This is a genomic window from Kitasatospora sp. NPDC091257, assembly GCF_044757675.1.
Taxonomy (GTDB): Bacteria; Actinomycetota; Actinomycetes; order Streptomycetales; family Streptomycetaceae; genus Kitasatospora; species Kitasatospora lactacystinica.
In genome coordinates this window covers 1-18,888 of record NZ_JBIVVI010000022.1, presented here as the reverse complement: position 1 = coordinate 18,888, position 18,888 = coordinate 1, and the positions used below count along the sequence as shown (strand labels likewise).

At 73.1% G+C, this 18,888-nt stretch carries 21 protein-coding genes; 5 read left to right on the top strand and 16 right to left on the bottom strand.

Translation table 11 applies throughout. The features are described 5' to 3' along the window. Positions 1 to 235, top strand: a 235-nt coding sequence (locus ACIQOV_RS02100) for a VOC family protein (RefSeq protein ID WP_401043848.1), incomplete at its 5' end; no start/stop codon positions are given. Positions 236 to 265: 30 nt separating this feature from the next. Beyond that, the gene (locus ACIQOV_RS02095; protein WP_359905959.1) at positions 266 to 640 is read left to right on the top strand and encodes a S4 domain-containing protein; all 375 of its coding nucleotides are present in this window, start codon (positions 266 to 268) and stop codon (positions 638 to 640) included. A gap of 94 nt (positions 641 to 734) precedes the next feature. Here the strand turns inward: ACIQOV_RS02095 and ACIQOV_RS02090 are convergent, their stop codons facing one another. From ACIQOV_RS02090 to ACIQOV_RS02080, 3 genes are all read right to left on the bottom strand, one after another. After that, positions 735 to 1,241, bottom strand: a complete 507-nt coding sequence (locus ACIQOV_RS02090; protein ID WP_387736205.1) for an FBP domain-containing protein — start codon at positions 1,239 to 1,241, stop codon at positions 735 to 737. Between the two features lie 45 nt (positions 1,242 to 1,286). Beyond that, positions 1,287 to 1,841, bottom strand: a complete 555-nt coding sequence (locus ACIQOV_RS02085) for an HD domain-containing protein (RefSeq protein WP_387693113.1) — start codon at positions 1,839 to 1,841, stop codon at positions 1,287 to 1,289. Between the two features lie 114 nt (positions 1,842 to 1,955). Next, positions 1,956 to 2,840 (bottom strand): SAM-dependent methyltransferase, encoded by an 885-nt coding sequence (locus ACIQOV_RS02080; protein ID WP_401043844.1) that lies wholly within the window; start codon positions 2,838 to 2,840, stop codon positions 1,956 to 1,958. A 212-nt stretch (positions 2,841 to 3,052) separates the two neighbouring features. On the opposite strand from ACIQOV_RS02080, the gene ACIQOV_RS02075 reads away from it, so the two are divergent. Further along, positions 3,053 to 3,967, top strand: coding sequence for a polysaccharide deacetylase family protein (locus ACIQOV_RS02075; RefSeq protein WP_401043840.1), 915 nt, complete (start codon positions 3,053 to 3,055; stop codon positions 3,965 to 3,967). 9 nt (positions 3,968 to 3,976) lie between these two features. Here ACIQOV_RS02075 and ACIQOV_RS02070 read toward each other — a convergent pair whose 3' ends face one another. Next, the gene (locus ACIQOV_RS02070; protein WP_401043837.1) at positions 3,977 to 4,795 is read right to left on the bottom strand and encodes an SDR family NAD(P)-dependent oxidoreductase; all 819 of its coding nucleotides are present in this window, start codon (positions 4,793 to 4,795) and stop codon (positions 3,977 to 3,979) included. Between the two features lie 306 nt (positions 4,796 to 5,101). Here ACIQOV_RS02070 and ACIQOV_RS02065 point away from each other — a divergent pair, with 306 nt between their 5' ends. Then, on the top strand, positions 5,102 to 5,971 hold the full coding sequence (locus tag ACIQOV_RS02065; RefSeq protein ID WP_359905942.1) for a 3-hydroxybutyryl-CoA dehydrogenase: 870 nt from the start codon (positions 5,102 to 5,104) through the stop codon (positions 5,969 to 5,971). Positions 5,972 to 6,044: 73 nt separating this feature from the next. Here ACIQOV_RS02065 and ACIQOV_RS02060 read toward each other — a convergent pair whose 3' ends face one another. From ACIQOV_RS02060 to infC, 11 genes are all read right to left on the bottom strand, one after another. Continuing rightward, positions 6,045 to 6,887 (bottom strand): chitosanase, encoded by an 843-nt coding sequence (locus ACIQOV_RS02060; RefSeq protein ID WP_359905939.1) that lies wholly within the window; start codon positions 6,885 to 6,887, stop codon positions 6,045 to 6,047. Positions 6,888 to 7,008: 121 nt separating this feature from the next. Continuing rightward, positions 7,009 to 7,974 (bottom strand): hypothetical protein, encoded by a 966-nt coding sequence (locus ACIQOV_RS02055; RefSeq protein ID WP_401043832.1) that lies wholly within the window; start codon positions 7,972 to 7,974, stop codon positions 7,009 to 7,011. Further along, positions 7,971 to 8,897 (bottom strand): ATP-binding cassette domain-containing protein, encoded by a 927-nt coding sequence (locus ACIQOV_RS02050; protein ID WP_401043829.1) that lies wholly within the window; start codon positions 8,895 to 8,897, stop codon positions 7,971 to 7,973. Before ACIQOV_RS02050 ends, ACIQOV_RS02055 begins: the two co-directional genes overlap by 4 nt. Next, entirely contained in the window at positions 8,897 to 9,337 is a 441-nt protein-coding gene (locus tag ACIQOV_RS02045) for a GntR family transcriptional regulator (protein ID WP_401043825.1), read from the bottom strand. The genes ACIQOV_RS02050 and ACIQOV_RS02045 overlap by 1 nt, the downstream gene beginning before the upstream one ends. Before the next feature lie 126 nt (positions 9,338 to 9,463). Beyond that, complete coding sequence (gene pheT / locus ACIQOV_RS02040) at positions 9,464 to 11,965, bottom strand: phenylalanine--tRNA ligase subunit beta (protein WP_359905927.1); 2,502 nt, start codon at positions 11,963 to 11,965, stop codon at positions 9,464 to 9,466. Continuing rightward, entirely contained in the window at positions 11,965 to 13,086 is a 1,122-nt protein-coding gene (gene pheS, locus ACIQOV_RS02035; protein ID WP_401043820.1) for a phenylalanine--tRNA ligase subunit alpha, read from the bottom strand. The genes pheT and pheS overlap by 1 nt, the downstream gene beginning before the upstream one ends. 204 nt (positions 13,087 to 13,290) lie before the next feature. Further along, positions 13,291 to 14,394 (bottom strand): ATP-binding protein, encoded by a 1,104-nt coding sequence (locus ACIQOV_RS02030; RefSeq protein ID WP_401043816.1) that lies wholly within the window; start codon positions 14,392 to 14,394, stop codon positions 13,291 to 13,293. Positions 14,395 to 14,509: 115 nt separating this feature from the next. After that, positions 14,510 to 15,376, bottom strand: a complete 867-nt coding sequence (locus ACIQOV_RS02025; protein ID WP_359905921.1) for an RNA methyltransferase — start codon at positions 15,374 to 15,376, stop codon at positions 14,510 to 14,512. Between the two features lie 97 nt (positions 15,377 to 15,473). Continuing rightward, the gene (gene rplT, locus ACIQOV_RS02020) at positions 15,474 to 15,869 is read right to left on the bottom strand and encodes a 50S ribosomal protein L20 (protein WP_030055649.1); all 396 of its coding nucleotides are present in this window, start codon (positions 15,867 to 15,869) and stop codon (positions 15,474 to 15,476) included. Positions 15,870 to 15,978: 109 nt separating this feature from the next. Continuing rightward, a complete protein-coding gene (rpmI, locus tag ACIQOV_RS02015; protein WP_030055648.1) occupies positions 15,979 to 16,173 on the bottom strand; it encodes a 50S ribosomal protein L35 in 195 nt (64 codons plus the stop codon). A gap of 142 nt (positions 16,174 to 16,315) precedes the next feature. After that, positions 16,316 to 17,083: a translation initiation factor IF-3 gene (infC, locus tag ACIQOV_RS02010; RefSeq protein ID WP_401043852.1), complete on the bottom strand. Its 768-nt coding sequence runs from the start codon at positions 17,081 to 17,083 to the stop codon at positions 16,316 to 16,318. Positions 17,084 to 17,598: 515 nt separating this feature from the next. On the opposite strand from infC, the gene ACIQOV_RS02005 reads away from it, so the two are divergent. Further along, on the top strand, positions 17,599 to 17,976 hold the full coding sequence (locus ACIQOV_RS02005) for a DUF1844 domain-containing protein (protein WP_329928691.1): 378 nt from the start codon (positions 17,599 to 17,601) through the stop codon (positions 17,974 to 17,976). Between the two features lie 48 nt (positions 17,977 to 18,024). Here the strand turns inward: ACIQOV_RS02005 and ACIQOV_RS02000 are convergent, their stop codons facing one another. Further along, positions 18,025 to 18,798 (bottom strand): SseB family protein, encoded by a 774-nt coding sequence (locus ACIQOV_RS02000; RefSeq protein ID WP_401043812.1) that lies wholly within the window; start codon positions 18,796 to 18,798, stop codon positions 18,025 to 18,027. Positions 18,799 to 18,888 lie beyond the last annotated feature (90 nt).

Sequence of the window (18,888 nt, the reverse complement as noted above, 5' to 3'; positions counted from 1 at the left end):
GGTGATCGACTCTCCGCCCGGATCGGTCAAGGGGCTCCAGCTGGTGGTGCCGGACATCGAGAGGGCGCACGCCGAACTGGCGGCGCGGGGCGTGGCGGTCAGCCCGGTCCAGCACTTCGTGGCGGGGGGCCGGGCGGACGGGCACGGCGAGGCGTGGAACAACTTCGTGTTCTTCAACGACCCGGACGGGAACGGCTGGGCGGTCCAGGAGGCGCCGCGCGCCGCCCAGGGCTGACCGGCGGCCGGCCTTGGGTAGGCTCCGGGGATGGCTGAACACGAGGGAAGCGTGCGGGTGGACAGCTGGATCTGGTCGGTCCGGCTGGTCAAGACGCGGGCGCTGGCGGCGGCCGCCTGCCGGGCCGGGCACGTCAAGGTGAACGGCGAGCGGGCCAAGCCGGCCCAGGCGCTGAAGCCCGGGGACGAGGTGCGGGTCCGCGAGGAGGGCCACGAACGGGTCGTGGTGGTGCAGAAGCTGATCCGCAAGCGGGTCGGCGCCGAGGTCGCGGCGCAGTGCCTGGTCGACAACAGCCCGCCGCGGCCGCCGCGCGAGTTCGTCGCGGCGGCCGGGACGCGGGACCGGGGGGCCGGGCGGCCGACCAAGCGGGAGCGCCGCGAGCTGGACCAGCTGCGCCGGACCTGAGCCGCGCGGGCACCGAACCGTACGGGCGCCGGGCCGCGCGGGCACGGACAGGCCCGGGCACGGAGAGGCCCGGGCACGGACAGGCCCGGAGCCGTTACACGGCAGCGGTGGCGAGCACCTTGGCGAGGAAGCCGCCGAGGTTGCCCACCGTCCGGTCGATCTGCAGCTCCAGCGGCAGCGATTCGTCGGGCCGGGTGACCAGGGTGGACTTCTTCAGCCCGCGCACGTAGAGGGAGCAGGCGAGGTCGGCGCAGATGTAGGTGCCGACCGTGTTGCCCTCGCGCCCGGCCGCCCCGGCCCGGCGGGCGGCGAGCAGCGCGACCCCGGACCCGGCGTGCGCGGTGATGCACAGCGAGCACACGTTGGTCTTGGTCAGGCTGCGCCGGATCACCGGCGAGCGCAGCGTCAGGCCGACCGGCTCGCCCTGGTACGGCGCCACCAGGTACGCCCGGTCGGGCGCGCCCTGGTCCCGCCAGCCGAGGAAGTCCAGGTGCTCCCAGGGCAGCTCCGCCAGGCCCCGGGGCAGGTTGAGCCGGCGGGCCTCGCCCTTGGAGCAGTTGACGAAGGACGCGCGGATCTCGTTCTCGCTCAGGGGTTCCATGTCGCGGAAGCTAACACCGGCCCGCCCGTCGTGTCGCGCCGATTTTCACCCGGTCCGCACCGGGTGGGCGGCCTGGACGGCGAGCCGCCGCGGGGCGTCCTCGCCGATCCGGGTGAGCAGGTCGTCCAGGGCGAGGAAGGCTTCCCAGCGTTCCTGCCCGCCGGCGGCGGCGAGGCGCTCGACCACCAGGTCCTCCAGGTCCGGGACCCGCTTGTTCTTCCAGGCCTTGTCGGCCAGGCTGACCAGCAGTGACTCGACGGTGACGCCGGGTCCGTCCCAGCTCGCGTGGCCGCGGGCGAAGCGGGCGAGGTGCTCGGGGACGCCCCGGGCGAGCAGCAGGGCGTATCCGGCGGGCTCGTGCAGGGAGCCGGGGGCGGAGAGCTCCTCGGGGTGGACGGTCTTGCCGATGTCGTGGGTGGCGGCGCCGTACAGGACGGCCTCGTGGTCGAAGGCCAGGCCCGCGCGGGCGCAAAAGCCGACGATCTCCCCGGCCACCTCGTGCACCAGGGCGAGGTGGGCGACCAGGCGGGGCGGGGCGTCGACGGCCCGCAGCAGTTCGGCGACGCCGGGGGGCAGCGGAGGCAGGTCGGTGGTGGTCACGTCGCAGGGTACCCACGACGGTGAGGGACTGTCAGTGGCGGTCCCTAGGCTTCGACGGTCCGGTCCCGGCGCAGGAGGGAGGCACCGGGACCGGACCCCGAGGGACGCTCGGGGCTACTTCTTGAAGGCGACACCGGCGTACGCCGAGACGTCCTGCCAGCCCTCGGGGAGTTCGGAGGTGGGCACGTGGCCCGCGACGGGGCGCCAGAGCGGGAGCTGGACGAGCCCGGGGCCGGCGAACTCGAAGTCGCCGAAGAAGGGTTCGACGCCGGACCGCGGGCGCAGCACGAGCGGGGCGCTGGCGCTGCGGTAGATGCGGGTGCCCTCGGAGGCGCTCTCGCGGGAGGCGAAGTCGGGGCTGCCGTGGGAGAGGATCAGCGCGCTGCCCGGGGCGAGCGCGTCGCGCAGGGTGCGGACGATCTGCTGCGCACCCTCCTCGTCGCGGATGAAGTGCAGCACGGCGACCAGCATCAGCGCGACCGGCCGGGAGAGGTCGACGGCGTCGGCCAGCGCGGAGTGGCCGAGGATGGCGGCCGGGTCGCGCAGGTCGGCCTCGATCACCGAGGTGTGCCCGGTGGGGTGGCCGGCCAGCAGGGCGCGGGCGTGGGTGGCGACGATCGGGTCGTTGTCCACGTACACCACCCGGGCGTCCGGGGCGACCCGCTGGGCGACCTCGTTGGTGGAGCCGACCGCCGGGATGCCGGTGCCGATGTCGACGAACTGGCGCACGCCCCGGCTCGCGACGAACTCCACGGCGCGGCCGAGGAACTGCCGGTTGGTGCGGGCCAGCAGCGGCAGCGCGGGGTAGGCGGATATCGCGGCCTGGGCGGCCTTGCGGTCGGCCTCGAAGTTGTCCTTGCCGCCGAGGTAGTAGTCGTACATCCGGGCGGTGTGCGGGACACCGGTGTCCAGCTCGCTCGGGGGCTGCCAGTCCTCGGCTCTGGCCCAGTCCCACTCGGTGTCCGTGCTCCGGCCGGTCGCCGCGCCGTCCTCGTACATCCTGTCCGCCCCCAATGCGCAATGCCGGAAGAGTTTGGCCACCGCCGGTCAACTCACGGTGCGCGGTGATCGTATCCAAGGACACACCGCGGAAACAGCGGGAGTTCAGGTTTACGCAACACCCGGTCGCAGGGTGTGTGCACGTCAAAGCCGGTGCGGGCCCGGTCGGGTCGGATCGCCCGCCGGAGCCGTCCTCTCTATGCTGGCTGCCGATGACTGCCGACCGCCGCACCGTACTGCGCGCCACCGCCCGGATCGCCGCCCTCGCCGCCACCGGCGGCCTGCTCACCGCGTGCGGCACCGGAACGCTCCGCCGGGCCGACCCGGGGGCACTCGCCGCGCACCCCGGGACCGTGGACCCGCAGCACACCACCGACCCGGCCTGGAACGGCGCGGAGGGCCCGGCCTCCCCCGCGCCCACCGCCCCGGCGGAACCCGGGCCCGACGGTGGGCCGACCGCCGCCGCGGCCGCCGCCCAGCCCTCCGCCCCGCCGGCCCCGCCCGTGCTGCCGCCGCTCGCGCCCGGCACCCCGGCCGAGGTCGCGTACGGGCCGCGCACCGGGAGGAACGTGGCGCTCACCTTCCACGGCAGCGGCGACCCGAAGCTGGCCACCGCCCTGCTGGAGGCCGCCGAGCAGCGCGGCGCCAAGGTGACCGTGATGGTCGTCGGCAGCTGGTTCGACCAGCAGCCGCAGATGGCCCGGCGGATCCTGGACGGCGGCCACGAGCTGGGCAACCACACCCAGAACCACCTCAACATCTCGGCCATGGCGCCCGACCAGGCGCGCGCCGAGATCGCCCAGTGCGCCGAGCGCCTGCAGCGGCTCACCGGCTCGATCGGCCGCTGGTTCCGCCCCTCCGCCGCGCAGTACGCCACCCCGATGGTGCGCGAGCAGGCCAGGGCGGTCGGGTACGAGCACGTGCTGTCCTTCGACGTCGACCCGCGCGACTACAACGACCCCTCGGCCGCCGAGCTGCAGCGCCGGGTGCTGAACTCGGTGCGTGGCGGCTCGGTGGTGGCGCTGCACATGGGGCACCAGTGCACGGTGGACGCGCTGCCCGGCATCCTGGACGGCCTGGCCAAGGCGGGACTCACGCCGGTGACCGCCAGCCGGCTCTGCGCCTGAAAGCCCTGGTCAGACCATCGGGTCGTCGTCCTTGTACGGGCGCAGCCGCAGCGTGCGGGCGTCCGCGGCGCAGATCGCGTCGGCCCGGTTGACCAGTTCCTCCAGGTCGTCCCGGCCGGCGTGGATGAAGCGCCCGTGCAGCCCGTCGAAGCGGCCGCGGGCCGCGTCCACGGTGACCGCGACCATGTACGGGATGGAGCCCCAGTCCGTGGTGCCCTTGAACATCGGCATCCCGGCGGTCATGTCGGTGGCCACCGCGCCCGGGCTGATGTCGAGGACGACGATGCCGTTGCGGGCCAGCGAGTCCGCCATGTTGTCGGAGAGCTGGAGCAGCGCGCCCTTGGAGGTGGCGTACGCGGTGTAGTCGCCGTCCGGGCGCAGGGCGAAGCCGGAGTTGAGGTTGATCACCCGGCCGCGCCGGCGGGCGACCATGCCGGGGAGGACGCAGCGCAGCAGGTTGTAGGGGCCGCGCAGGTTGGTCTCGATCACCTGCCACCACTGGTTGGCGTCGGTCTCCCAGAGCGGCACCTCGGCGCGGTCGACCAGGCCGGCGTTGTTGACCAGCAGGTCGATCGGCCCGAGGTCGCGCTCGACCAGCCGGACCGCCTCGCGCACCGAGCCGGGGCGGGTCACGTCGGCGGTCACGGCGACACCCCGGGAGCCGCGCCTGACGCACTCCTTGAGGGTGTCGGTCAGTGTCTCGTGGGTGCGGCCGACCAGGCCGACGGACATCCCCTCGGCGGCCAGGCCGATGGCGAGTTCCCGGCCGATGCCCCGGCCGGCCCCGGTGATCAGGGCAACCTGTCCTGCGAGCGATCCCGTCGACACCCCGTACTCCCTTCGCGTGCCCGGCCCTGTCCTCTTCCGCCCCCGGCCCCCGTCTGCGGCATTCTGTCGGGCGCCGGGCGGAGCCGGGCCCGGGCACACGGGTCCGGGGTCGCCGCCTCACTCGTTCGGGGGACTCCCGGCCGTGGCACCCTGCCGGGGAGGGGGTGACCTACTGGCCGGTACGGAGTAGTAACGTCGTCGGGGCGGTGACCGGTGCACCCATTCCGGCGCACCGGCCCGTTGTCCAGCAGCTCGCTGGGCCACCCGCTGGCTGGGCGACCCCCAGCACCGTCGAAGGGCAACTGAGTGAGTGACATCGCGCGCGTCGGAGTGATCGGCTGCGGCCTGATGGGGTCGGGAATCGCCGAGGTCTTCGCCCGGGCCGGGCTGGACGTCCTGGTGTCGGAGGCCAGCGGTGAGGCGCTGGAGTTCGGCCGCACCCGGCTGACCAACTCCCTGGAGACGGCCGTCAAGCGGGGCAAGCTGACGCCCGAGGAGCGGGACGAGGCGCTGGCCCGGCTGTCCTTCACCGTCGAGCTGTCCGACTTCGCCGACCGCGACCTGGTGGTCGAGGCCGTCGCCGAGCGCGAGGACATCAAGGTCCGGATCTTCGAGACCCTGGACCGGGTGGTCGAGCGCCGCGACGCGATCCTCGCCTCCAACACCTCCTCGATCCCGATCGTGAAGCTGGCCGCCGCCACCAGCCGCCCGGAGCAGGTGATCGGCCTGCACTTCTTCAACCCGGCGCCGGTGCAGAAGCTGGTCGAGGTCATCCCGACCCTGACCACCTCGGCGACCACCACCGAGCGGGTCGAGGCCTTCGCCTCCCAGGTGCTCGGCAAGGAGCCGATCCGCGCCCGTGACCGGGCCGGCTTCGTGGTCAACGCGCTGCTGGTGCCGTACCTGCTGTCCGCGGTGCGGATGTTCGAGACGGGCGTGGCCACCGCCTCGGACATCGACAAGGGCATGGAGGCCGGCTGCGCCCACCCGATGGGCCCGCTGCGGCTGTGCGACCTGATCGGCCTGGACACCATCGTCTCGATCGCCGAGTCGATGTACGACGAGTACAAGGAGCCGCTGTACGCCGCTCCCCCGCTGCTCTCCCGGATGGTCGACGCCGGCCTGCTGGGCCGCAAGTCCGGCCGGGGCTTCTACGACTACACCGCGAGCGCCTGACACCCGCGGCGGGACGGACGGCGGGGCCCGGCGGCCGGTTCACGGCCACCGGGCCCTTTCGCCTGTCGGGGCGTCAGCTGTTGATGGCGTAGCTGTCGCCGTAGACCTTCCACTTCAGCGGCGGGTTGAGGTCGAAGTTCTTGGCGTTGAGGAAGACCAGCTGCTCGGTGTCGACCCGGCTGGTGTCCGAGTGCGCCTCCTCCTTCTTCATGACCACCTTGCGGGCGTCCAGGAAGGCCTTGAGGTAGGTGGCCTCGTCGCCGCCCTGGGCGGGCGTCCTGGCCTTCTTCATGGCGGCGGCGCGGATGCCGCCGAAGCTGTCCGAGCTGTTGCCCGGGCCGTGCATGACGATGGCGTCGTAGTAGGCGAACTGGCCGAGCGCGCGCAGGCCGTCGCTCTTCGCCTGGTTGACGGCGGGGTTGAAGTACACCCGGTCGCGCTCGTCGTTCTGGGCCTGCTGGAAGACGGTGTCCTTGGCGGCGGTGGCCCAGTCCTTCTCGAAGGCGGAGCCGAGGCCGGCGTGCGATTCGCTGCCGTTGACCTTCTTCAGGGCCGGCAGGTACTTGGCCAGGATGTTGCCGGGCTTGAGGTCGGTGTAGTGCTGGACCAGGTCCAGCATGTCACCGGTGCCGGAGCAGAAGCCGATGATGCCGGCGGTGTAGCCGCGGCCGTCCTTGATGTCCTCGATGTACTTGTACTGGGCCTTCCAGTCCAGCGACGAGTTCTCCGCGCTGGACACCAGCTGCATGGCGATGTCCTTCTTGTGCGGGTCGTCCAGCCCGACCCCCTTGAACTGGACGGCGGCGGCCGGCGACGGGGCGGCCTGGGCCGCCGAGGTGGCCGCGACGGTCAGCGGCGCGGCCACCAGGGCGGCGGCGAGGGCGATGCGGAGGGCACGACGGGGCTGAGGGCGCATGGGACGCTCCGATTCCTCGTGGGTTAGGAAACTTTCCTAACGAGAAAAAGGAAAAGCCCTGACGCCGCACTCCCGCAAGGGTTTTGACGGAACCTCTTCAAGAGATCTTGGCGGCCGGGGCTCAGAACGCCCGGCGCCGCACCCACCAGACCGCCGCCGCGCACAGCGCCACCGCGAGCAGGAGCGTCCAGCCGAACTCGATGAACTGGAACGGCCAGAACCTGCTCGCCGGCTGGTACACCTCGTGCGCGGTGTAGCCGCCGTCGCGCACCAGCTCCTGGAGGTGGGCGAAGTCCCCGCCGATGTCGTAGAAGGCGCCGGTCGGGATCCGCTTCCCGGCCGGGTCGGAGAACCAGACGTTCAGCACCCAGCGGTCGTCCAGCGCCATGGGCTTCATGGAGTGCACCGCGTCCTCCAGCGGAGGCAGGTAGTGCGCGCGCACGGAGTGGGCGAGGAACGGCAGCGCGACCGAGGCCAGCAGGCCGGCCCCCACCGCGACCACCGTACGGCGGAGCACCGCACCGGCCAGCACCGCGACCCCGAAGGCCACCAGCACCCGTCCGACCAGCACCGGCGGAGTCTGCACGAAGACCTCCGGGCTGAACCCCCCGACCCGGAGCGTCAGCGGCCCGCTCCACCAGCGCAGCAGCAGCCCGAACAGCGCCGCCACGACGGCCAGCACCGCGCCGCCCATGACCAGGCCGCCCACCGTCCAGCGGGTCCGCCCGGCGCCCTGGGTCCAGGCGAAACGCACCGTGCCGTGCTCGAACTCCCGTGCCAGCAGCGGGCCTCCGAGGAAGGCCCCGAAGGCCCCGCCGAGGACGTAGAACACGGAGTCGAGCGCCAGCAGGCCGTCGCCGTACTCGCGCAGGAACTGCTTGTACATGGCCATGCAGGCGTCGGTGGAGGGGTCGCAGGAGGCCGCGCCGGTGCGGGCCAGGCCGTCGTGCAGGTACCAGCCGTGGACCAGCAGCCCGAGGGAGATCGCGGCCATCACCGTCAGCAGGGTCAGCAGCGCGGGCCGGTGCCGCAGCCCGGCCGCCCGCAGGACGGCGGAGCGGGGCGGGGCGAGGGACAGGGAGCTCACGGCAGCAGCACCTTCTCGTTCGGGTGGACGGCCCCGCGCGGGCCGGGGAGGGCGGAGGCGGCCGGCTCGCGCAGGTAGGCGAGCACCAACTCCGTCAGCCCGACGCGCTGCTGGTGCCAGGAGCCGGAGACCGGGGCGTCCACGCCGCCGGTGCGGACCAGCAGGTGGGACTGGGCGCCGGCCCGGCGGTCGCGGACCACCGGCAGCTGTCCGGCCACCCGGTCGGCCTCGGCGGTCGGGCCGGTGAGCATCCGGTGGCCGGCCAGCAGGTCGTCCACCTCCCCCGCGACCTGGACCCGGCCGGCGCCGAGCACCACCAGGTAGTCGCAGCTCTGCTCCAGTTCGTTGACGGCGTGCGAGGAGAACACCACCGACATCCCGTCCTCGGCCACCGCGGTCAGCAGCACGGCCATGAAGTCGTGCCGCGCGAGCGGGTCGAGAGCGGCCAGGGGCTCGTCCAGCAGCAGGAGTTCGGGGCGCTTGGCGAGTGCCAGCGCGAGCGAGACCTGGGCCTGCTGACCGCCGGAGAGGCGGCCGTACTTGCGGTCCAGCGGGATGCCCAGGCCGTCCAGGTGGGTACGGGCCCGGGCGTCGTCCCAGCGGCGGTTGAGGTGACGGCCCATCGCCAGCAGGTCGCGCACGGGCACGCCGGGGTAGAGCGCGGCGTTCTGGGCGACGAAGCCGATCCGGTCCAACGCGCGCGGGGAGCCGGGCAGCTGGTCGCCGAGGACGGTCAGCGCGCCCTCGCTCGGCAGGGTCAGTCCGGCGGCCAGGCTGAGCAGCGTGGTCTTGCCGGCGCCGTTGGGGCCGACCAGGGCCACCACGTGCCCGGCGGGGAGGGCGAGCCGGCAGTCCCGCAGCGCCCAGGAGCGCCGGTAGCGCTTGCCGAGCCCGGCGCAGTCGATCACCGTGTCCACGGCCATCAGGCCACCACCCCGCCCCGGTCCTCGCGCAGGTCGCGCAGCGCGTCCTCGAACACCGCGGCCATCCCCTCCTCGTCCAGCCCGGCGGTCCGCGCCGAGCGCATCCAGTCCAGTAGCCCGCGGCGCAGCGCGGCCCGCTCGCGCAGCGGCACCACCCCGGCGGGCAGGCCCCGCACGAAGGTGCCCTGGCCCCGGCGGCCGGCCGCGAGGCCGCGGTGCTCCAGTTCGCGGTACGCCTTGAGCACGGTGTTCGGGTTGATCGCCAGCCCGGCCACCACCTCGCGCACCCGGGGCAGCCGGTCCCCCTCGGTCAACCAGCCCATCCGCAGCGCCTGTTCGACCTGCTGCACGAGCTGCAGGTAGGTCGGGACGCCGGAGGCCGGGTCCAGGCGGAACTCGATCGGGGAGGGCTGGTCGGCATCGTCTTTATCTACTTCCATAGGTAAAGAGATAAACGATGGACCGACGCACCGTCAACCCGGGGCAGTGTCAACCCGGGGAAGTGGAAAGGGCCCCGCCCCGGACGCGTGGTCCGGGGCGGGGCCCTCCTGGGTACTACGGCCGCGTCAGACGCCGCGCAGCACCGCGCCGGTGCGGGCGACAGCCTCGGCGACGGCCGCCTCGCGGGCGGCGGTCGCCTCGTCGGCGGTCAGGGTGCGGTCGGTCGCGCGGAAGCGCAGCGCGTACGCCAGCGACTTCTTGCCCTCGCCGACCTGCTCACCGGTGAACACGTCGAACAGCCGGATGGCCTCCAGCAGTTCGCCCGCGCCGGAGCGCAGCGCGGCCTCGACCTCGGCGGCCGGGACAGCGGTGTCGACGATCAGCGCGACGTCCTGGGTCGCCACCGGGAAACCGGAGACGGTCGGACCGCCGACCCGCTCGGCGCCGTCGGCGGTGAGCAGGTCGATGTCGATCTCCATCGCGGCGGTGCGGGCCGGCAGCCCGAGCGCCTTGACCACCCGCGGGTGCAGCTCACCGGCGTGGCCGACCACCCGGTCGGTGCCGGCCACCAGCAGCTCGGCGCAACGGCCCGGGTGCCACGGGGCCAGCTGGCCCTGCCGGACGGTCAGCTCGATGCCGGCCGCCCGGGCCACCGTGCGGGCCGCCTCGACGGCGTCCGCCCAGGAGGCCTGGGCGCCCTTGCCCCACCAGCCCGACGGCAGCCGCTCGCCCGCGAGGGCGACCGCGATCCGGCGCGGCTGGTCCGGCAGCGCGGCGTCCAGCGCGGCCAGCTCCTCGTCGCTGGGCCGGTGGTCGACCGCCGGACGCGGGGCCACGCTCAGCTCGTCCTTGGGCAGGAAGACGGTGCCGGTCTCGAAGATCGCCAGGTCGGTGTTGCCCCGGCCGACGTTGCGCCGCAGCGCGCCGAGCAGGCCCGGCAGCAGCGTGGTGCGCAGCGCCGGCTCCTCGTCGTTCAGCGGGTTGACCAGCTTCACCGTGCGGCGGCGCCGGTCGTCCGCCTCCAGGCCGAGCGCCTCGAAGGCGGTCTCGCCGAGGAACGGGTAGTTGTTGACCTCGACGTAGCCGGCCCCGGCCAGCGCGACGCCGATCCGGCGGTGCACCCGCTGGGCCTCGGTCAGGCCCTTGCCCGGGGGAACGTCGGGCATCCGGGCGGGGACGTTGTCGTAGCCCTCCAGCCGGATGACCTCCTCCGCGAGGTCGTACGGGTCGGTGAGGTCCGGGCGCCAGGTCGGCGGGGTGACCTCCAGGACGTCGGCGCCGGAGACCGAGCAGCCGATCTCCTGCAGGCGCCGGGTGACGGTCTCGCGGCCGTACCCGGTGCCGGCCACCCGGTCGGGCAGGTCGGCGGCGATGGTGATGGTGCGCACCGGGTGCGGGGCCGCGATGTCGGTGACCCCGGCCTCGGCGGTGCCGCCGGCGATCAGGACCAGCAGGTCGACGGCGCGCTGCGCGGCGGCGCGGGCGGCCTCCGGGTCGACGCCGCGCTCGAAGCGCTTGGACGCCTCGGAGGGCAGCTTGTGCCGCTTGGCACTGCGGGCGATGGCGACCGCGTCGAAGTGCGCCGCCTCGATGATCACCTCGGTGGTGCCCGGGCCCGCGGCCGGGTCGAGGATCTCGGTGGAGGCGCCGCCCATCACACCGGCCAGGCCGATCGGGCCACTGTTGTCGCAGATCAGCAGGTCCTCGGCGGAGAGCTTGCGCTCGACCCCGTCGAGGGTGGTGAGGCTCTCGCCCTGCTCCGCCCGGCGGACCGTGATCGGGCCCGACACGCGCTGCTTGTCGTAGGCGTGCAGCGGCTGGCCGACCTCCAGCATCACGTAGTTGGTGATGTCGACGGTCAGCGAGATCGGGCGGATGCCCGACTTCTGGAGCCGGCGCTGCAGCCAGATCGGGGACTTGGCGTTCGGGTCGACGCCGACGACCGTACGGGCCACGAAGCGGTCGCAGCCGGCCTGGTCGTTGACCTTCACCAGGTAGCCGAAGGAGTTCGCCGGCGGCACGTCGAGCAGCGCCGGGTCGGCCAGCGGCAGCCCGTACGCGGCGGCGGCCTCACGGGCCACGCCGCGCATGGACAGGCAGTAGCCGCGGTCCGGGGTGACGGCGATGTCGAGCACCTCGTCGACGAGCTGGAGCAGCTCGATGGCGTCGGTGCCGGGCTCGAACTCCGGCGGGAGCACGATGATGCCGTCGTGGTCGTCGCCCATGCCCAGCTCGCGGGCGGAGCAGATCATGCCGGCCGAGGTGTGGCCGTAGGTCTTGCGGGCCGCGATCGGGAACGGGCCGGGCAGCACGGCGCCCGGGAGCACGACCACGACCTTGTCGCCGACGGCGAAGTTGGTCGCGCCGCAGACGATCTCCTGCGGCTCGCCGGTGCCGTTGGCGTCGCCGACGTTCACGAAGCAGTGCCGGATCGGCTTCTTGAAGCCGGACAGCTCCTCGATGGAGAGCACCTCGCCGACCACCAGCGGACCCTTGAGGTCCGTGCCGATCTGCTCGACGGTCTCGACCTCCAGGCCGGCCCGGACCAGGCGCTCCGCGACGTCACGGCCGGTCTCGCCGGCCGGCAGGTCGACGTACTCGCGCAGCCAGGAAAGCGGGACGCGCATCAGATCTCCATCCCGAACGGGAGGGTGAAGCGGACGTCACCCTCGACCATGTCGCGCATGTCGGCGACGTTGTGACGATTCATCAGGATCCGCTCCAGGCCCAGGCCGAAGGCGAAGCCGCTGTAGCGGTTGGGGTCGACGCCGCAGGCGACCAGCACCCGCGGGTTGACCACGCCGCAGCCGCCGAGCTCGATCCAGCCCTCGGAGGAACAGGTCCGGCACGGCCGGTCCGGGTTGCCGACGCTCGCACCGCGGCACACGAAGCACTGGAGGTCGATCTCCGCGCTCGGCTCGGTGAACGGGAAGTAGGACGGGCGCCAGCGCAGCTCCAGGCCGCCACCGATCAGCTTCTCGACCAGCACCTCGATGGTGCCCTTGAGGTCGGCGAAGGTGATGCCCTCGTCCACCGCGAGGCCCTCGACCTGCCGGAAGACCGGGGTGTGGGTGGCGTCCAGCTCGTCGGTCCGGTAGACCCGGCCCGGGCAGACCACGTAGACGGGGGGCTCACGGTCGAGCATGGTGCGGGCCTGGACCGGGGAGGTCTGGGTGCGCAGCACCACGCCGGAGTCGGCGGAACCGTCCGGGGCCTGGACGAAGAAGGTGTCCTGCATCGAGCGGGCCGGGTGGTCCGGGCCCAGGTTGAGGGCGTCGAAGTTGAGCCACTCGGCCTCGACCTCGGGGCCCTCCGCGACCTGGTAGCCCATCGCGACGAAGGTGTCCTCGATGAGCTCGGCCATCGTGGTCAGCGGGTGCCGGGCGCCGCGCGGGGCGCGGTCGTACGGCAGCGTGACGTCCACCGCCTCCTCGACCAGCACGCGGGCGTCGCGCTCCGCCTCCAGCTCGGCCTGCCGCTTGGCGAGGGCCTGGTTGACCGCCCCGCGGGCCTGGCCGATCAGCTTTCCGGCCGCCGCCTTCGCGTGCGGGGGCAGAGCGCCGATCTCGCGATTGGCGAGCGAGAGCGCGGAGCGGTCGCCGGTGTGGGCGACCTTGGCCTGCTTCAGTTCGTCCAGGGAGCCGGCGGCGGCGAACGCGGCGATCGCCTCGTCCCGCGCCTGCTCCACCACCTCGGGCTTGAGGGCCTCGACCTCGACCGGGTCGTACGACTTGTTGGGTGCCGACATCTCTATCTTTCCCGTGCTCCTGCTCGTCCGTGCTCAAGGTCTTTGGGCCAACGCCAAAGGTCGAGTGTAGTCGCAGCGGGTATCACCGCTGCCGCGAAGCCCGTCCGGGGAGACGACGCCCGACCTGCTCGGGAACTCCGAGTACGCGGTGCGCTTGCCGTGCATGCTCCTTCAGAGCATGCCGTGCTTGTCGTTCATGCTCCTTCAGAGCATGAAGTCGGGCACCCCGGCGGGCAGGATAAATCGGAACCGGGCGCCGCCGCCGGGCGCGCGGTCGACGCGGATCGAGCCGCCGTGGGCCTCCACGATGCCCTTGACGATGTAGAGGCCCAGGCCCGTGCCGCCGCGCTTGGAGCCGCGCCAGAAGCGGGTGAAGACGCGGGGCATCGACTCCTCGGGGATGCCGCTGCCTTCGTCGCTCACGGTGACCGCTGTGCCTTCCACGATGCGGGGCGGGGTGCCGCTGCGCTCCCAGACGGGCGCCTCGACGACCTCCTTGGCCGGTGCCACCTCGATGGTGACAGTTCCCTCGCCGTGCCGCACCGCGTTTTCCAGCAGGTTGGCCAGCACCTGGTCGACCTTGTCCGGGTCGGCCCACAGGACGGTCAGCTGTTCGCCGATCCGGATGTCGAAGCGGTCCTCGGGGATGCCGGTGGCGACCTTGCGCTCGACGTGCCGGCGCACCGCCGCGGCCAGGTCGACCACCTGCTTGCGCAGCTCCAGCCGGCCGGAGTCGATCCGGGAGATGTCCAGCAGCTCGGCGATCAGCCGGGTGACCCGGTCGGCGTCCGCGTCCACGGTCTCCAGCATCAGCCGCTTCTGCCCGTCGGTGAACCGCTCCCACTTGGCCAGCAGCGTCGCCGTGAAGCCCTTGACGCTGGTCAGCGGGGAGCGCAGCTCGTGCGCCACGGTGGCGATCAGCTCGGCGTGGCTGCGCTCGGTGCGGCGCCGGGCCTCGGTGCCGCGCAGGGCGATCACCAGGCGCTCCAGCGGCCCGCCCGGCGCGCTGCGTACGTACCGGGCGGAGACCAGCACCTCGCGCCCCCCGGGCAGCAGCAGGTTGCGCTCCGGCTGGCGGGTGCGGGTGGCCAGGCCGCCGTACGGGTCGGTCAGCGGCCACCAGCGGCGGCCGTCCAGGTCCTCCAGCGGGAGGACGTCCTCCAGCCCGCTGCCGAGCGCGGCCTGCGGGAGCACGCCGGTGAGCCGGGCCGCGGCCCGGTTGAAGCAGACCACCCGGCCCAGCGCGTCGGCGACCACCAGGCCGTCCGGCAGGTCGTCCGGGTCGAGCTCGGGTCCGCTGCCGACCATGGGTTGCCTCCCCGATTACCCACCGTGCCGTTCCCCCCACCGAGGCAGACCCTAGCGCCTCCCAGGCCCGCGCAGTAGGGCTTGCCGCCTGGATCCTGACGCGCCCCCGGGTGCGTCAGGCGTTCGAGCGGCAGCCGCCGGGCGAGCGCTGGGCGCGGGCGGAGGCGTACAGGCAGACCGCCGCCGCGGTGGCCAGGTTGAGGCTCTCGGCGTGGCCGTGGATCGGGACGCGCACGACCTCGTCGGTGAGCGCGCGGGTCTCCTCCGGAAGCCCCCAGGCCTCGTTGCCGAACACCCATGCGCCGGGCGCCCCCAGGGTGCCCTCGTCGAGCTCCTGGTCCAGGTCGCGCTCCCCCGCGCCGTCCGCGGCGAGCACCCGGACGCCGGCCTCGCGCAGCCTGCCGACGGCCTCCTCGACCGGTACCCCGACCGCCACCGGCAGGTGGAACAGGCTGCCCACGGAGGCCCGGACGGCCTTCGGGTTGTAGAGGTCCACCGAGGCGTCGGTGAGCACCACGGCGTCCGCACCGGCCGCGTCGGCGGTGCGCAGCACCGTGCCGGCGTTCCCGGGGTCGCGCACGTGGGCGAGGATCGCGACCAGCTTCGGACGGGCCTTGAGCACCTCGGCGAACGGGGTGTCGATGAAGCGGCAGAGCGCCACGATGCCCTGCGGCGTCACCGTGTCGCAGATCTCGGCGATCACCTCGTCGGTGGCGGTCAGCACCGGCAGTCCCTCGACCAGGGCGGCCTCGACGATGCCGGCGTGCCGCTCGGCGGCCTCCGGGGTCGCGTAGACCTCGACCACGGCGTGCTCGCCGCTGCCCGGCAGCCTGCCGAAGGCGATGGCCTCCCGGACGGCCTGCGGGCCCTCGGCCAGGAAGCGGCGCTCCTTGGTGCGCTGGTTGCGCTTGGCCAGCCGGCGGGCGGCCACGACGCGCGGCGAGCGCAGGGAGGTCAGCAGGGGGGTGTCGGTGCTCGGCATGGTCTCGTTCTCCGGAGGCGCTGAAGGAGGGGGAAAGCAGGACCGGACCCGCAGGCGAGCCTGCGGGTCCGGTCAGAGCTCAACCGATCTCGGAAGATCAGGCGGCGTCGGCGGCGGCCTTCGGGGCGTTCACGTCGGCCGGCAGCGCCTTCTGGGCGACCTCGACCAGGGAGGCGAACGCACCCGGGTCGTTGACGGCCAGGTCGGCCAGCATCTTGCGGTCGATCTCGACGCTGGCGGCCTTCAGGCCCTGCACGAAGCGGTTGTAGGTGATGCCGTTGGCACGGGCCGCAGCGTTGATGCGCTGGATCCACAGCTGACGGAAGTCGCCCTTGCGCTTCTTGCGGTCGTTGAAGTTGTAGACCAGCGAGTGGGTGACCTGCTCCTTGGCCTTGCGGTACAGGCGCGAACGCTGGCCACGGTAGCCGCTGGCGCGCTCCAGGATGACCCGGCGCTTCTTGTGGGCGTTGACTGCCCGCTTGACGCGTGCCACTTGATTACTCCTTGGGTTGGACCACGGACTACTTCACGTGGTCCGTCATTCGAATGGGTCGGGAAGGATCAGCTGCCCCGCTCGCGGCTCGCGCCGGGCGGGAGGGCGATCACTTGCCGAGAAGCTTCTTGATCTTCTTGGCGTCAGCGGGGGCCAGCTCGACGGTCCCGGCCAGCTTGCGGGTCAGCGTCGAGGGCTTGTGCTCCAGGAGGTGGCGGCGGCCGGCGCGCTCGCGCAGCACCTTGCCAGAGCCACTGATCTTGAAGCGCTTGCTGGCGCCACTGTGCGTCTTCTGCTTCGGCATTTCGCCGTATCTCCTCGTCAGTCCCGTCCGCGCCCGCGCGACGTGCGCCGCGCGGGCGTGAACTGGATGGATCTGCGGTGACCGGGCGGGCCGCCCCGTCACCCTGGGGGCCGGTCTCCCGGGCCTCCTGGCCGGTGAGGGCTCAGGCGCCCTGGGAGGCGGCCGGCTGCTCGACCGGAGCGTCGGCCTCGACGGCCGGCGCCTCGGCCGGGGCGTCCTGCGCCTCGGTCGCGACGTCCTCGTCCTCGGTCACGACGTCCTCGACCTCGACGTCCTCGACCTCGGTCACAACGTCCTCGTCCTCGGTGTCCGCAGCGGCGTCGGAGCCGGCGGTGCGGCCCTGACGCTCGGCCTTGCGGGCGTCCGCGAGGGCGCGGGCCTCGGCCATCGCCTCGGTCTTCTTCTTGTGCGGGCCAAGGACCATGATCATGTTACGGCCGTCCTGCTTGGGCGAGGACTCCACGAAGCCCAGGTCCTGGACGTCGTCGGCAAGCCGCTGAAGCAGACGGAAGCCCAGCTCGGGGCGGGACTGCTCACGACCGCGGAACATGATCGTGATCTTGACCTTGTCGCCCTGCTTGAGGAACCGGACGACGTGACCCTTCTTGGTGTCATAGTCGTGCGGGTCGATCTTCGGCCGGAGCTTCATCTCCTTGATGACCGTGTGCGCCTGGTTCTTGCGCGCCTCACGGGCCTTCATGGCCGACTCGTACTTGAACTTGCCGTAGTCCATGAGCTTGCACACCGGCGGCCGGGCGGTCGCCGCGACCTCGACCAGGTCGAGGTCGTACTCCTGCGCGAGCTCCAGCGCCTTGGCAAGCGGCACGATGCCGACCTGCTCGCCGCTGGGACCGACGAGTCGCACCTCGGGGACGCGAATCCGGTCGTTGATGCGGGGCTCGGTGCTGATGGGGCCTCCTCGGTTGCACCTTCTGCGATGCGGCCGTCGGACGGCGGTCGCACGTAGTGGACTCGACCACTGGGCGGGGCTTCATTCGTGCTGCGCTGTCCGGTACGTACACCGCCACACGAAAAAAGCCCCGCTCGGTACAAGCGGGGCTCCACACAACCGGGGGCGACGCCCGGTGAGGGGCGCTGCGGCGACTCGGCGCCAGGGGCGCCCGTCGCGGACCGGGACCCGTCGACCCTGAGGCCGACCAGGTGGGAGACTTTCGCGGTTGCCCTCTCGGGCCTCCTCAGTGGAGCCTCCACTTGCTGGCCGAGTGCCCATACGGGATCCCGGCCGGTCAGTCTCGAAGCTTACAGCGTCGGGGGGGCGAACGCCATTCCGCCCCTTCGCGCGGCCGCCTCCCGGCGCGGGGAACGGCCGCCTCCCGGCGCGGATACGGCCGCGTCCTGGTACCGAAGGGGCCCTTGTACGCTCCATGGGTACGGACAGACCGAACACGATGGAACGAGCCCACCTTGAGCAGCGAGCCCACCCAGAACCCCGGCGCGGACGACGACGCGATCGGCTTCGACGACCTCACCCGCGACATCGCCGAGGTCCCGGCCGTCGAGGTGATCACCACCGTCGCGGTGCACCTGATGAGCGCCGCCGCCGTCAAGTGCGGTCTCGCCGAGGGCGGCGACAAGGACAAGGACCTGGACGAGGCCCGCAAGCTGATCACCGCACTGGCCGGGCTGGTCACCGCCGGTGCCCCGGAGATCAGCAACTTCCACGCCGCGCCGCTGCGCGACGGGCTGCGCTCGCTCCAGCTCGCCTTCCGCGAGGCCTCGATCGTCCCGGACGCCCCGGGCGCGGGCCCGGGCGAGAAGTTCACCGGGCCGGTCTACTCCTGAGACCGCTCGCGGGAGGTCCGGCACGCGCGGGCCGGACCTCCCGCTCCGTCAACGCCGGTAGAGCGGCTCCCCCGGCAGCTCCGCACTCGCCGGCAGCACCGCGAGGTCCAGCCCCCGGTCCAGCCGCACCCGCAGCAGCGGGTCCGCGGCCACCGCCCGCCCGACCCGCTGCGCGGCCGCCTGCAGCCCCGCCTGGTCCAGCGCCGGGTCGAACACCACCGCGAGCACCCCGTCGGAGCCCTCCGAGCCCGCCAGCAGCCCGGTAACCACCTGCGGCTCCGCCGCCAGCAGCCCGCGGACCGCCTCGCGCACCTCCGGGTCCAGGGCCGGCGGCAGGAACGGCCGGTTCTCCGCCAGCGCCCGCAGCCGGGCGCCGCTCAGCCGGAACGGCACCGGCCCGGCCGGGTCGATCAGCAGCGTGTCGGCCCGCTCCGAGAAGGCGACCATCGCGGCCTGCGGGGCCGCCGTCGGCGCCGGACGGGCGTCGGCGCGCCAGCGGGCCAGCGCCTCCAGCGACGTGAAGGCCGGCAGCGCGCGGCGCCCGTCCGGGGCCTCCAGCACCGGGATGGCCATGTCGCTGGTCTTCTCGTGCCGGTGCCCGTGCGCGTCCACCTCGACCTCGCCGAGGATCGCGACGATCGGGACCATCAGCCGGGTGGGGGTCAGCGCCGCCAGCACCTCCGACTCGGCCGCGCCGTCCTGCGACCAGCGCGCGAGGGCCTCGGTGAGCGCCGGGTCGGCGGTGCCGTCGTCGTCGGAGAAGCCGGGGTTCGGGATGCTCTTGCCGACGAACGCCGGGTTGGAGAAGTCTTTGCGGTCCACCCGCCCGACCCTATGCCACCGCGCGCGAGCGGCCCCATTTCCCCGCACGTTCCCCGTACGCGGGGCCTACCCACCGGTAGCGCGGTGTGG